The sequence below is a fragment of the Pseudomonas sp. B21-048 genome (assembly GCF_024748615.1).
Taxonomy (GTDB): domain Bacteria; phylum Pseudomonadota; class Gammaproteobacteria; order Pseudomonadales; family Pseudomonadaceae; genus Aquipseudomonas.
Window position 1 is genome coordinate 2,133,550 of sequence record NZ_CP087168.1, and the last position, 13,815, is coordinate 2,147,364.

Here is a 13,815-nt window from a genome sequence, read left to right on the forward strand (position 1 = left end):
GGCAAAGAATCCGATATGCAGCCAGTGCACCTGACACCGATACCAGAAAAAGAAGACGACGAGATCGACCTGCTGGGTTTGCTCGGAACAGTCATCGACCACAAGTGGCTGATTGCAGGCGTTACCGGAGCCTTTCTGCTGGCGGGTGCAGCATACGCAATTCTTGCGACCCCGGTTTATCAGGCTACTGCGCTGATCCAGGTGGAAGCCAAAAAGAATGACATGCTTGGCTTCTCGGATGTCAGCAGCATGCTGGGGAAGGAATCGCCATCAGTAACAGAAATCGAACTTATTAAATCAAGAGCAATTATTGGCAAAACTGTAGATTCCTTGCATCTTGATGTCATCGCAAAACCCAAGCGTTTTCCTTTTGTTGGAAACTATGTCGCGAGAAAATTTGAAGAAAAAAATCCTGGATCAATCTCCAGCGCATGGCTTGGGCTGAACAGTTACGCTTGGGGCGGCGAGGCCATTGATATTTATGTGTTCGAGATCCCTGAGGTTCTCAAGGGCACTAAACTTACGCTGGTAAGTGGAGAAAATGGAAGTTACTCAATTTATGATGGAGACAATCAAGAAATCGTCAAAAGTAAAGTGGGCGAGCTGTTCCAGACAGAAAATATAAAAGTCCAGTTAAAATCTCTAACGGCTAATCCGGGAACAAAATTTCGAATCGAACAACGCCAGCGCCTGACACGAATCGGAGATTATCAGGAGAGTTTGAACATTACCGAACGAGGCAAAGACTCTGGAATTATTTCACTATCACTGGAGGACTCCGACCCAGTGCTCGCCTCGACAACCCTGAATGAGATTGTCAATCTTTATGTTCGTCAGAATGTGGAGCGTACTTCTGCAGAAGCAGCACAAAGTCTTGATTTTTTGAGGGAGCAGTTGCCACAAGTCCGCAAGGATCTTGAGAAAGCCGAAAATGCGTTGAACGCCTACCAGACCAGAAGCAAATCCATCGATATCAGCTTGGAAACCAAAGCGATACTCGACCAGATAGTGTCATTAGATACAAGCATCTCCGAGTTGAAGCTACAACAAGCAGAAATGGATCGGAAATTTACCCCTCAACATCCAGCCTATCGTGCATTGTTGACTCAAATGGGTGAGCTGGCGTCTAAGCAAGCCGGGCTCTCAAAAAAAGTAGAGGGCCTCCCATCTACTCAGCAAGAACTGTTGAGCCTTACACGAGACGTGAAAGTTAGCACCGAAATATATACGCAACTGTTGAATCGTTCCCAAGAACTTGACGTTATGCGCGCAGGAACGGTCGGTAACGTTCGCCTGATTGACAGCGCAGAAGTGGACCTGAGCGAACCGGTAAAACCGAAGAAAGCCATTATTGTTGCCATCGCGACATTAATGGGACTTTTGATCGGCGTCGGCATTGTACTGTTGCGCAAGGCTCTCAATCGGGGAGTTGAAAGTGCCGAAGAAATTGAGCAGTTAGGTTTGCCCGTCTATGCATCGGTTCCCTATAGTGATTTACAAAAAACTGCAGAAGATAGAAGAGTTAGGAGTGCCTCAAAAAATGGCAACTCTACACTTTTACTTGCTACGAACCATCCAACAGACCTGGCCATTGAATCGCTGCGTAGCCTTAGAACCAGTTTGCATTTTGGCATGATGGAAGCAACTAATAATCGACTCATGATCTCAGGACCTAGCCCGAAGGTAGGAAAAACCTTCATTTCCTCCAACCTGGCGAGTGTCATTGCTCAGTCCGGCCAGCGAGTGCTGCTTATTGATGTGGACATGCGGAAGGGCTATCTGCACAAAATGCTCGGCATCCCTGTCGACAATGGGCTTTCAGATATTCTGAGTAAACGTTGTACGTTAGAAAATGCCATCCACAAAACCGAAGTCGAGAATTTTGATTTGATCGGACGCGGCCCAATCCCACCAAATCCTTCAGAGCTCTTGATGCATAGAAATTTCACTGATTTTCTTGATCAGGTATCTAAGTTGTATGACTTGGTCATTCTCGACACCCCGCCTTTGTTAGCCGTAACCGACGCCGCTATTGTCGGACGGCAGTGTGGCACGAACCTGATCGTTACTCGATTTGGGTTGAATCCTGTCCGCGAAATTGATCTGACTATCCGTCGCTTTGCCCAGAACGGCATCAGTCTCAGGGGCGCCATATTCAATGGTGTCGAAAAGAGAACAGCCAATAGCTACGGCTATGGCGGCTACGGTTATTACAACTACGAATACAAGTCAGACAACGCCTGACAGACGACCATTTTCCATCCGACGGCAGACACTGCCCAACGGTTAAGACATACAAAAAATCAGCAGTTCGTTTTCAGGAATCAGACATTAAATCCTGGGGCGGTAGCGTGCCTTAATGCCGCCGCCTTTCATCGGCCATTCTTGCCGCCGAACCTCCAGGTTTAGTGAAAGCAATCAAGGCGCCTAGTATCCCTTAGGTTTCCAAGTGAACGGTGTGAGCCGAAAACCAACGTTTATATCGCAGGTAATCATCATGAAAGTTACTGTATTCGGAATTGGCTATGTAGGCCTTGTTCAAGGGGCGGTGCTAGCCGAGATTGGTCACGATGTAGTTTGTGTGGACGTAGATGAGCAGAAAGTAAGAAACCTTGAACAGGGCATTATTCCAATCTATGAGCCTGGACTGGAAGCCCTGGTCAAGGAAAACTACAGCGCCGGAAGATTGAAGTTCACTATTGATTCTGCATCGGCAGTGAAACATGGAGAGGTTCAATTCATTGCGGTAGGCACACCTCCTGATGAGGATGGATCTGCGGACCTGCAATATGTACTGGCCGTTGCCGAAACGATAGCAAATAATATTGAAAACCATTGTATCATTATTAACAAATCTACCGTTCCTGTTGGGACAGCCGATAAAGTGAAGGACCGAGTGGCGAGCGTACTTTTTCAACGCGGCCGCACTGACCTCTCATTTGACGTTGCATCGAATCCGGAATTTTTAAAAGAAGGTTCTGCCGTATCTGACTGCATGCGCCCGGATCGGATAATTGTCGGAACGGAGCAGGCTAGCACGGAAGAAGTCATACGCGATCTATATGCTCCGTTCAACCGAAATCACGAAAAAATAATTGTCATGGATGTTCGCAGCGCTGAGCTGACGAAATATGCAGCCAACTGCATGCTTGCAACAAAAATCAGCTTCATGAATGAGATTTCCAGCTTGGCGGAAATGCTCGGTGCTGATATCGAAATGGTACGAAAAGGTATCGGTTCAGACCCAAGAATTGGATACCACTTCATCTATGCGGGATCCGGTTATGGTGGATCCTGCTTTCCTAAAGATGTAAAAGCCCTCATTAAAACCTCCGAGCAACTGGACTTTGATGCAATACTTCTGAAATCTGTAGAATCAAGAAACAATGACCAGAAGAGTGTGATTTTCAGAAAAATAATGAACCACTACGATGGAGATATTGCAGGAAAAACATTCGCTCTTTGGGGTTTAAGTTTTAAACCGAATACTGATGATATGCGAGAGGCTCCGAGTCGCGTGCTAATGGAAGCATTGTGGAAACACGGCGCAAATGTGCGCGCCTTCGACCCGGAGGCAATGGAAGAAACACAGAGGATCTATGGGCATCGTAAAGACTTTAGTCTTTGCGGCACAAAAGAAGAAGCCCTAAAGGATAGCGATTCATTAATAATAATTACAGAGTGGCAATCGTTCAAGGCGCCAGACTTTGAACAAGTAAAAGATCAATTAAAAGCTCCAGTAGTTTTTGATGGGAGAAATTTGTTTGATCCTAAAGTAATGCTTAAGAAAGGTTTTACTTACGTGTCAATTGGTCGTTAATTGCAGAGGTGCAACGGATTTCAAAAAAATCCATTTTTAAGTCTGGCGTAAGGCTTTATAAATAGTGCGGGATACGGAAGTATAAATGAACCGACCACAGCCGCTAGTCACAGTGTACATCTCCACCCACAATCGGTTTGGGAAATTAAAAAGAGCTATAGGTTCAGTGTTAAAGCAGGACTATCCTAACATTGAAATAATTGTGTGCGATGATGGCTCGTCAGATGAGACAGAAGCATACTTGAATCAGTTGATATTAAAGCATAAAAACATTGTTTATAAGAGAAATAGAACACCTGAAGGCGCCTGCAGCGCACGAAATCTAGGTATATTTTCAGCATCTGGAGAGTTCATAACAGGGCTGGATGATGATGACGAGTTTACACCATCACGAATAACCACGTTCGTGAATTGCTGGCAAGATCAGTACTCATTTATATGCAGCAATTTCAAAAATGTTTACTCGAGTGGAAAACAGAAAAATTACTACCGGGGTGCTGATAAGATAATAAGGGTTGACGACTTATTGCTTGATAACATCGCATCTAATCAGGTGTTTACAAAAACACATAAGCTACAAGCTATTGGTGGCTTCGATGCTAAGGTTGCGAGACTCCAGGATTGGGATACATGGCTGCGGTTATCAAAAAAATTCGGCGCAGGTTTAAGGTTGGCGCAGTCACTTTATATTATGCATCATGATGAGGCTGACGCCACAAGAGTCTCGCGCAATATGACTTTTAGTACCGCCTTGCATGCATTGTATGAAAGAAACAAAAGCTACTATGACAAGAAATATGAATTTTTAGTTCGTTCAAAAATTAGGCTTATCCAGCGGCGTTTTACATTAATTGACATGATAAAATGCTGCTGGTATAAAAAAAGTGTAAGGCCACTGTTCCAGTTTTTATTCCAGTTCATAAAAAAAATAGACTAATAAATTCCTAAGAATAGACTAATAAATTCCTAAGGGTTGATTTGTTAATTGGCCATTACCTTTGAGGGTTTGTCAGTTGTTGGTGCGATTTTTCGATAAATTAAGTCTCCTTCACAACAATTGTTAGGTTTGTCAGCCCAACAATAGCGACTGATTTCTACATGGTGGAAGGCGAAACAGATTTTATCGATTGTATGTTCATTGTTATTGAGCTAAAGCGGTTATCAATAAAACAAATGCTCGCCATTTTTGAAGATTAGCATTCTTTGGACAGAAGTCTGCGTAAATATCGTCATATATACTAATCCTCGCAAAAGAGCCACCCCATATGGAATTTTGCAGCAAGCCCACTCTGACAATACTAATGTCTACTTACAATGGACAAAAGTATATTTCGGAGCAGTTGAATTCAATTATTTCACAATCGTATGAAAGTTGGACATTGCTCATTCGAGATGATGGGTCGAATGATGAAACGCAGAAAATTATATCTGAGTACTCAAAAAAAGATGAAAGAATTATTATAGTTGATGATGGTCTAGGAAACCTAGGTTCTGCTGGTTCTTTTTTAATGTTGCTTAAGCTTGTTGATACAGCATGTTTTATGTTTTCGGACCAGGATGATATTTGGCTCCCGGATAAAGTCAGCAAGACGTTGAGTAGAATTACATCGGATGACATTCCTCAATTAGTATTCACAGATCTATATGTTGTAGATAGTCATCTAAATGTTTTATCGGATTCATTCATGAAGTTGTCAAGATTCGACACCCAAACGGGCGTGAATTTCTCAAAATTAATATTTCAAAATATTGTTGTCGGTTGCACTATCGCTGGGAATAGGCGGCTGATCGAACGTAGCGGATTATTGAGTAGCGAACTCATTGGGTCAGTGGTAATGCACGACTGGTGGCTAGCGCTGACTGCCTGTGTTCATGGGCGATTAATATATGTAAATGATAAAACAATATTGTATAGGCAACATGGCAATAATCATATTGGGGTAAAAAAACTAGATTTGAAGCGATATATAAAGCTGCTTTTAAATGAAAGGCCTTGGCTTAAGGCTAGAGATTACTTGAATATGGTAACTAAACAAGCGCAGGCATTTAGAAACCAAAATGAATCAAGCTTTACCCCACGACAAAAGGCGCAAATCGATATGCTCATATCCACCAGGGAGCGCGCGCCAATTAAAACATTACTAAAATGCTTTATAAATAGTGTTTCAATGCATAAATTTGATAGGAATTTTGCACTTTTAGTGTCGCTTATAGGGTTGGATACTCGTAAAAGATGGAAGTAAAAAAGTATCACGTTGTGCTAGATTGATTGTTGAACTTTGTAACGACTCTCTTCCAAGTCAGGCAGAGCTACTTAAAATTAGATTCTTGTTAATTGAATTAGTTGGGTTTAGGGTTTAGGGTTAATTAAAATCCATATGTGGTGAAAAAATGCTTTGTAGAAGAGATTTCGTAAAGCTCACGGCATTAATTCCTTTCATTAACCCAGTTAAAGCGGAGCCAAATGCGTCAGAAGGTTTTATTTATGAGACCAAAGATCTAAATTTCGATATCAGTGGAGTTAGTGATGTTTCTGACGCGTTTAATGGTTTATTTAAGGGTGGAAACAAAACCATTAAGATCTCCGGGCCCGCTGTTTACTTGATTTCGAAGACGATATACCTTGAGTCTGGTTTGAGTGGGCTTTATGTGTATTGTGATGATGGTGTTGTCTTTAAACTTGCCGACAACAGTAATTGCATCATGATTAAAACTAAGAAAGGCAACCACTCTACCATTAAATGGTTTGGTGGAGTATTGGATGGTAACTCTCAAGGGCAGGCGCCTGAACGATTCGGGCCACGGAACACTGCGGTAGATTTTAGTAAAGGAATGGTCTTTTACAAGGTTGATGACCTAGAAGTTGCGAACGTATTAGTTAAAGAGGTTAGGGGGCACTCCATAAATCATTGGAATTGTAATGTTGTTAGAATTCATGATGTTGTTATAGATGCATATATCTCTATGCTTAATCCGAAGGGGGGGATGAGGGGTGATGGTATAACTGGTTCGTCCAATCATATCTACATATGGAACATTACAGGGTATTCAAATGACGACATGGTCGCGATAGAAGCTGGTGTTCCGTGGGCTGGAAATGGTTCGTACAAACAATCTGTAAAAACCGCAATGATTAGTAATGTAATCTGCCGTAGTAAATTTTGTACTCAGTGCACATCAATTTGTTATACATGGCGCGGGGTTGCTATTTACTCGCTGAGCAATGACCATAACATACACTTTGTTTCAATAGATAATGTGCAAGGGGTGTTCGCCGAAGCCGGCGTTGCGATCAGATACTACGCGGAAAAGAATCAGTCTCCGAGTTTTGTAGATGTCTGTATTATTAAGAATGCAAAAATAAAACCTGCATTTAAACAAAGTAAGCTTATCCATATAAACGACACCCTTGTAAGAGAGTTATTCATTGAGGAGAACGTCTCCTCGAATAGGAGCCACCCTCAGATTACAAGTGAGAACTCCAAAATTGATAGATTGTATCTGAATGGTATCGAATCAAATAGTCAAGCCCATTTCAAAAAACCTGCCATTATTAAAAATTAACCTAGAAGCCGCAGAATGAAAAGTGTTCTTGTATACAAACCAGAGTTATTACCATACTCGGAAACATTTATTAGAGAGCAAGTCGTATCGTTGGTGCGTTGGAGCGGTATACTTGTTGGTGAAGTAAGATTGATGCGTGGGCTTCCGTTGGATGGTATGGAGTGCGTCACAGCAATTCGATCTCCCTATACTGCTACTTTTATGCAGAGGTTGAAGAAAAATATTTTTCGTTCAGTCGGATACTCGACATATATAAATTACCTAAATACAAAAAATCTAAAGGTAAAGATAGTACATGTGCATTTCGCAACATCTGTTTTCAAGGCCTGGCCTCTAGCAAAGCGTTTGAATGTTCCAATGGTGGTGACGCTCCATGGAATAGATATAAATATTAAAAAGGAGTGGTGGGAAAGTGGGCGTGCCGGATTCCTAAATCGACGGTACCCTGAAAAAATACTAAAAATAGCTCAAGAAAAAAATGTGAGTTTTATAGCTGTATCAGAAGCAATAAAACGCTCAGCTGTTAAATTCGGGATCGATGAGAGTAAAATAACGGTTTGTTATACTGGAGTGGATACTGAAAAATTCACTCCGTCAGGAAAATGCATATCTACTCGTTCGAAACGTATATTGTTCATTGGTCGGTTGGTAGAAAAAAAAGGGGTGGAGTACCTCATAAAAGCTTTTATAAGAGCTTTAGAAGTTGATCCTAGTCTTGAGTTAGTGATCATTGGGGATGGCCCATTGGGTGAGTCGCTCAAAAAAATATCTACGTCTCAAAATATTATATTCCTAGGCCAACAAAGTCCTGAAAATATAATTGCGGAGTTTCAAAGGTCTAGAATTCTCTGTTTGCCAAGCGTTACAGCGGAAAATGGTGATGCTGAAGGCTTTGGAATGGTTCTTCTTGAGGCCCAGGCGTGTGGAGTTCCAGTAATAACATCTGCGCTCGGAGGAGGGAAAGAAGGTCTCATTGAGGGTATTACTGGCCTATCATTTGATGAAAAAGATATTGATACACTAACCGCGCACATCCTATGTTTAATTGGCGATAATGAAAGATTGAAAGTAATGTCTAGAGCTGCGCGGGAATTTATTGAGACCCAATTCAGCCTTTATAATTGCACGAAGCTAATAGAGGCCAACTATGATCGAATTGTCGAGAGTGCTCAATGACGCAGGATAAAATATCTTTATATCCAGCTATTTATAGAAGCATGATCGGTAAGTATTCAGTCTATGCATTGCAAGTTATTTCAATGATAATAATGGCTCGGGTATTTACACCTGAGCAATTTGGTAAAGTAGCTACTGTTCAGGTGATTTTGGTATTTTTTCAACTGCTAACTGAGGCCGGAATCGGTCCAGCATTGATAAATGTCGATAAGCTTAGTAAAGAGGATAGGAACGGAATATTTACTATTTCGCTTGTTGCGGGCTTTTTATTTTCTTTTTCTTTTATTGGGTTATCCGAAACAATAGAGCAATTTTATAATGTCCATGAAATATCTGAAATCATACCGTATATAGCCATTAGCGTATTTTTTTACTCTATTTGTATTTACCCTAATGCGGCCTTAATGCGGGATCAAAAATTTTACCAAATAGCCGTTGCTTCTTTTTTTGGTGAGCTAATTGCAACGTTCTTTGTAATTGTCTCCTCCCACGTAATGCTTCCACCTCTCGTAGCTTTAGCAACGAAACCGCTTGTTTCTTCCCTGATTCAGTTTTGCATTTTATATTATTTCTCTAAGTACACTGAACTTGGAAGGGCAGTTCCAGGTAAAAAGCTGTCGGCTATAAAGCCAATATTAGCGTTTTCGTTATATCAGTTTGGATTTAATTTCATAAATTATTTTTCCAGAAACTTAGATAATATATTGATCGGTAAGTATTTAGGTGTTGCAACATTGGGAGTGTATGAGAAATCATACCAGCTCATGAGGTATCCCCTTCTATTGCTAACATTTGCAATGACCCCCGCAATTCAACCAGCTCTAAGGAAGCACAGAAACGAGCCTTCTGAAATAGAAAAAATCCACAGTGATTTTTCAATTAAGCTTATATATATAGGTTTGATAACTGGATTGCTAACGTATTTTTCTTCGTACTACATTGTTCTTATTCTGCTTGGCGATCAATGGCTTGGGGTAGTGCCCATAATCAAGATTTTTTCTTTAAGTATTCCGATTCAAGTAGTGCTTTCAACAAGTGGTAGCTTTTTTCAAACACTAGAAAGAGCGGATTTGTTATTTTTCAGTGGTGTTATTTCTGCTGTATGTATGGTGAGCGCAATAGTGGCTGGGGTTGTACAGAAAGATGTATTGCTTTTAAGTGAGTATTTGTTAATAGCATTTAATATAAATTTTATTCAAACTTATATAATTATGTATAGGTTCGCCCTAAAGATTAATCCTTTGGTTTTCTTTCGGAGGATGTTTGTCCCGCTGCTCTTGTCTGTTCTAATTACAGGTGGCGGATTATCTGTTCTTACTTGGGGTTTTTAGAAAATAATATGAATACGATAGTAAATCCTTACAAAATGTACCTGAAGTTATGTACGTTTTTGATGATTATCATTTCTTCAGATACGTTGGATTTATTTAAAGAGGGTGGTGCTCGGGAGCAAGGTGTAGCAGGTAGGGCCATTGAATACACAGGTCCGATAAACTATATCATTCCCTCATGGTTGATGATGTCTGCCCCTATCCTTGTCATTTTATTGATAAAGGAGTTGAAAAGAATGAAGGCCCGAGAGCTTAATCTTGTTCCTGTATCATTTCTAGCGCTATCATTTTTGTCTATCGCTTGGGCTGATGATAAGTATGTAATGTTTAGGACGGCTTTGTTGATTTTTTTTGCATATGCTCTAATTTTTATACAGGTAAGAACCTTCACCATAAAGCAGAACATATATTTTCTTAGTAATGTATTGTTAGGGATGCAGGTTTTTTCTTTACTAATGATTCTATTTGTTCCGTCATATGGGATTGCGGTAGGTGAAGAACATGCTGGGAAATGGCAAGGTATGTTTAATCATAAAAATACCCTCGGTAGTTTTTCTGTAATAGCATATTGTATATTTATAGGGCGTCTAAAGATAAAGTACAGTTTGGGTCCTGTTGTTGGAGCGCTACTTTCTGTAGCGCTTGCTCTGGGGTCGCAATCATTTACGGCGGTCGGTGCAATAGCGCTTTCAACAGTTATATTCATTTTATTTGGATACCGTAAAGCCCTAAAGGTTGCATTCACATTTCGGCGAGCTATTTTAATCACGACCCTGCTTATTAGCGGGTTTATGGTGTTTATCGCTGTGGCCAATATTAACTCTATTGGTGTTTTCGGTAAAGATACTAGTTTTACTGGAAGGAACCTAATATGGGGTTATTTGCTAGTGCAGACATTAAAATCCCCTGTTGTCGGGCATGGGTTAAGTGATTTGCCAACTAGGTTGGCATCTTCAACAGGAAGCGCCGATTTCCAAAATAGTGTAGGGTTTATCGTTGGTACAGCTCATAATGGTTTTATTGAAGCTATTTACGCGCTAGGAGTGCTGGGCGTAATATATATATATTGTTTTCTGTCGAAGATGGTTGTTTTTAGTAAGCCCCAAATTAATTTTATGCTTAACTTAACTCTTCTTATGGGCATTGTCATAATTAATACGTTCGAATCAAAATTCTTTAGTTTTAACTCTGTGTTCATAATAATGCTTTTTGCAATTGAGATGAATTATCGAAAGGTTTAGTGCCGCTGCGTACTTGCTGATGTCATAGGGTGGCGAACGAGTCCACCTTCATATGCTGATTTAGAGAGGTATGGGGAGCGCCAGGGCTACGAGTTAGGCTGGCAGCCCACTGTAGTTTTTATATGAAATTGAGCAAGCACAGCCTGAAAAAACGAGTGCTAAAAGGCGCTTGCACTGATGCAAATATAAGCACTATTTCTGCGTAATAAAATACCAGCTAATTCATATAGAGTTGCATATTTTTAACTGATTAAGAGCGCGGATAAATTGGCCGCGTTATACGATTCTGTCGAATCGTAGGATTTTTAAGTGATCGCGTGGCGCAAACTGATTGGATTTTTCCTAATGGAAAGGTTTTGTCGTTCACTTAAATATCTTGTATAGACAGAGGGGCCTCTAAGGTAGGTCTCATCAGGTACATCTCAATGACTTCTAACTAAGATTGTGTAGAGCACGATGAAAAAACTATTTATCCTTGGGATACGCGGAATTCCAGCGCAACACGGCGGTTTTGAAACCTTCGCCGAAAAACTCTCCCTCTACTTGGTCAAGCAGGGTTGGAAAGTTACTGTCTACTGCCAGGAAGACGGTACCGGCGGTATATCGACCAGTGAATGGAAGGGTGTTCATCGAATTCATATCCCGATCGCCAATACCGGCGTGGCGGGCACGGTGTTTTTCGATTGGAAGGCCACCGTCCATGCGCTGGGCCAGAAGGGACTGTTTCTGACCCTCGGCTACAACACGGCGGCGTTCAATATCCTGCAGCGGATCAAGGGCCAGACCAATGTCATCAATATGGATGGCATCGAATGGCGGCGGGAGAAGTGGGGGCTAGTGGCGAAAACCTGGTTCTGGCTGAACGAGCGGGCGGGTTGCTGGATCGGCAATCACTTGGTGGCCGACCACCCAAAAATCAGGGATCACCTGGCCACTCGGGTCAAGGATTCGAAGGTCACCATGATCCCCTATGGCGGGGACCGGGTACACGAGGCAGACCCGGTCGCCCTGGCCGGTTATGGCCTGGAGCCCCATGGTTTCTCGGTGGTTATCGCCCGGCCGGAGCCGGAGAACTCCTTTCTGCAGGTCGTCAAGGCCTTCAGCAGCAAGCGCCGTAACCATAAGTTGGTGGTGCTGGGCAACTTCACACCGGAGAAGAACGAGTACCACAAGCGGGTGATGGACGCGGCCGGCGAGGAAGTGATCTTCCCCGGCGCCATCTACGAGGCGGCGGTGGTCCGGGCGCTGCGGTTTTTCAGTCGTTTTTACATCCATGGCCATCAAGTAGGGGGTACCAACCCTTCGCTGGTAGAGGCATTGGGCGCTGGCTGCTCGGTGATTGCCCATAACAACCATTTCAACCGATGGGTTGCCGGTGATGCGGCGGTGTACTTCGACGACGAGCACGACTGTGCGAAGTTGTTTGAGAAATATCTGCGCGACGACCACGACCATTTGATCGCGGCGATGAAGGCTGAAAGCACCCGTCGCTTCAACGAAAAGTTCACTTGGGAAAACATCCTTTCCCAATATGAAAAATTATTGATCCAGTGGTACCCCAGGGAGTACAGCAAGTGACCCAACGTATTATCGTCACCGGCGGTGCCGGTTTTATCGGTTCCGCCGTCGTTCGCCATTTGATTAACAACACCGATGTGAGCGTGCTCAATATCGACAAGCTCACCTACGCCGGTAATACCGAGTCTCTGGCATCGGTGGCGAGCAGCCCTCGGTATGAATTCCAGCAGGTGGATATCTGCGACACGGCGGTGCTGCACGAGCTGTTCGCGCGTTTCCAGCCTGATGCGGTGATGCACCTGGCGGCCGAGTCCCATGTGGACCGTTCCATCGACAGCCCATCGGACTTCATCCAGACCAATATTGTCGGTACCTACAGCATGCTGGAGGCCAGCCGTCGCTATTGGGCGGGGCTGGCAACGGAGCAGAAACGGGACTTTCGCTTCCACCATATCTCCACCGATGAAGTCTATGGTGACCTGGAAGGCACCGACGACCTGTTCACCGAGACCACGCCTTACGAGCCGAGCTCGCCGTACTCGGCGTCCAAGGCCGGTTCCGACCACTTGGTGCGAGCCTGGCACCGCACATATGGACTGCCGGTGTTGGTCACCAACTGCTCGAATAACTACGGGCCTTTCCACTTCCCCGAGAAGTTGATCCCCCATGTGATTCTCAATGCCATCCATGGCAAGCCGCTGCCGGTATATGGCGATGGCTCGCAGATTCGTGACTGGCTGTTTGTTGAGGACCATGCCCGCGCGCTGTTCGAAGTGGTGTCGCGCGGCACCGTGGGCGAAACCTACAACATCGGTGGGCACAACGAGAAGCGCAATCTGCAAGTGGTGGAAACCATTTGCGAGCTGCTCGATGAGCTGCGCCCCCGCGATAAAGAGTTGGGCTCTTACAAGGAGCTGATCACCTTCGTCGCTGACCGTCCCGGGCATGATCTCCGTTACGCCATCGATGCGAGCAAGATCGAGCGTGAGCTCGGCTGGCGACCACAGGAAACCTTTGAAAGCGGCCTCTGCAAAACGGTTCAGTGGTACCTGGATCATCAAGGGTGGTGGCAACGAGTCCTTAACGGTGAGTACCGCCCGGAGCGTCTTGGCAATATCGGTTGAACCATCTAAATCCTGCCTCTATTAAATTTTGAAGGGAATCC

General features: G+C 43.4%; 10 protein-coding genes. All 10 read left to right on the forward strand.

Features of this window, described 5'->3' with window-relative positions; all coding sequences use genetic code 11:
• Window positions 1–15 precede the first annotated feature (15 nt).
• Window positions 16–2,244 (forward strand): polysaccharide biosynthesis tyrosine autokinase, encoded by a 2,229-nt coding sequence (locus LOY56_RS09945; RefSeq protein WP_258621377.1) that lies wholly within the window; start codon window positions 16–18, stop codon window positions 2,242–2,244.
• Window positions 2,245–2,497: 253 nt separating this feature from the next.
• Window positions 2,498–3,820: a UDP-glucose/GDP-mannose dehydrogenase family protein gene (locus LOY56_RS09950; RefSeq protein ID WP_258621379.1), complete on the forward strand. Its 1,323-nt coding sequence runs from the start codon at window positions 2,498–2,500 to the stop codon at window positions 3,818–3,820.
• An 85-nt stretch (window positions 3,821–3,905) separates the two neighbouring features.
• Window positions 3,906–4,757, forward strand: coding sequence for a glycosyltransferase (locus tag LOY56_RS09955; protein ID WP_258621380.1), 852 nt, complete (start codon window positions 3,906–3,908; stop codon window positions 4,755–4,757).
• A gap of 364 nt (window positions 4,758–5,121) precedes the next feature.
• Window positions 5,122–6,063 (forward strand): glycosyltransferase family 2 protein, encoded by a 942-nt coding sequence (locus LOY56_RS09960; RefSeq protein WP_258621382.1) that lies wholly within the window; start codon window positions 5,122–5,124, stop codon window positions 6,061–6,063.
• 148 nt (window positions 6,064–6,211) lie between these two features.
• Window positions 6,212–7,384 carry a glycoside hydrolase family 28 protein gene (locus LOY56_RS09965; RefSeq protein ID WP_258621383.1) on the forward strand — a complete coding sequence of 391 codons (1,173 nt, stop codon included), beginning with the start codon at window positions 6,212–6,214 and terminating at the stop codon, window positions 7,382–7,384.
• A gap of 15 nt (window positions 7,385–7,399) precedes the next feature.
• Window positions 7,400–8,560, forward strand: a complete 1,161-nt coding sequence (locus LOY56_RS09970; RefSeq protein ID WP_258621385.1) for a glycosyltransferase — start codon at window positions 7,400–7,402, stop codon at window positions 8,558–8,560.
• A complete protein-coding gene (locus tag LOY56_RS09975) occupies window positions 8,557–9,891 on the forward strand; it encodes an oligosaccharide flippase family protein (RefSeq protein ID WP_258621386.1) in 1,335 nt (444 codons plus the stop codon). The genes LOY56_RS09970 and LOY56_RS09975 overlap by 4 nt, the downstream gene beginning before the upstream one ends.
• An 8-nt stretch (window positions 9,892–9,899) precedes the next feature.
• Window positions 9,900–11,132 carry an O-antigen ligase gene (locus LOY56_RS09980; RefSeq protein ID WP_258621387.1) on the forward strand — a complete coding sequence of 411 codons (1,233 nt, stop codon included), beginning with the start codon at window positions 9,900–9,902 and terminating at the stop codon, window positions 11,130–11,132.
• A gap of 456 nt (window positions 11,133–11,588) precedes the next feature.
• Window positions 11,589–12,710, forward strand: a complete 1,122-nt coding sequence (locus LOY56_RS09985) for a DUF1972 domain-containing protein (protein WP_258621388.1) — start codon at window positions 11,589–11,591, stop codon at window positions 12,708–12,710.
• Window positions 12,707–13,774, forward strand: coding sequence for a dTDP-glucose 4,6-dehydratase (gene rfbB, locus LOY56_RS09990; RefSeq protein WP_258621390.1), 1,068 nt, complete (start codon window positions 12,707–12,709; stop codon window positions 13,772–13,774). The genes LOY56_RS09985 and rfbB overlap by 4 nt, the downstream gene beginning before the upstream one ends.
• Window positions 13,775–13,815 lie beyond the last annotated feature (41 nt).

Bases quoted from the DNA above. Each gene is read 5' to 3' on its own strand.
- LOY56_RS09945 (WP_258621377.1), top strand. From the start codon at position 16: ATGCAGCCAGTGCACCTGACACCGATACCAGAAAAAGAAGACGACGAG.
- LOY56_RS09950 (WP_258621379.1), top strand. From the start codon at position 2,498: ATGAAAGTTACTGTATTCGGAATTGGCTATGTAGGCCTTGTTCAAGGG.
- LOY56_RS09955 (WP_258621380.1), top strand. From the start codon at position 3,906: ATGAACCGACCACAGCCGCTAGTCACAGTGTACATCTCCACCCACAAT.
- LOY56_RS09960 (WP_258621382.1), top strand. From the start codon at position 5,122: ATGTCTACTTACAATGGACAAAAGTATATTTCGGAGCAGTTGAATTCA.
- LOY56_RS09965 (WP_258621383.1), top strand. From the start codon at position 6,212: ATGCTTTGTAGAAGAGATTTCGTAAAGCTCACGGCATTAATTCCTTTC.
- LOY56_RS09970 (WP_258621385.1), top strand. From the start codon at position 7,400: ATGAAAAGTGTTCTTGTATACAAACCAGAGTTATTACCATACTCGGAA.
- LOY56_RS09975 (WP_258621386.1), top strand. From the start codon at position 8,557: ATGACGCAGGATAAAATATCTTTATATCCAGCTATTTATAGAAGCATG.
- LOY56_RS09980 (WP_258621387.1), top strand. From the start codon at position 9,900: ATGAATACGATAGTAAATCCTTACAAAATGTACCTGAAGTTATGTACG.
- LOY56_RS09985 (WP_258621388.1), top strand. From the start codon at position 11,589: ATGAAAAAACTATTTATCCTTGGGATACGCGGAATTCCAGCGCAACAC.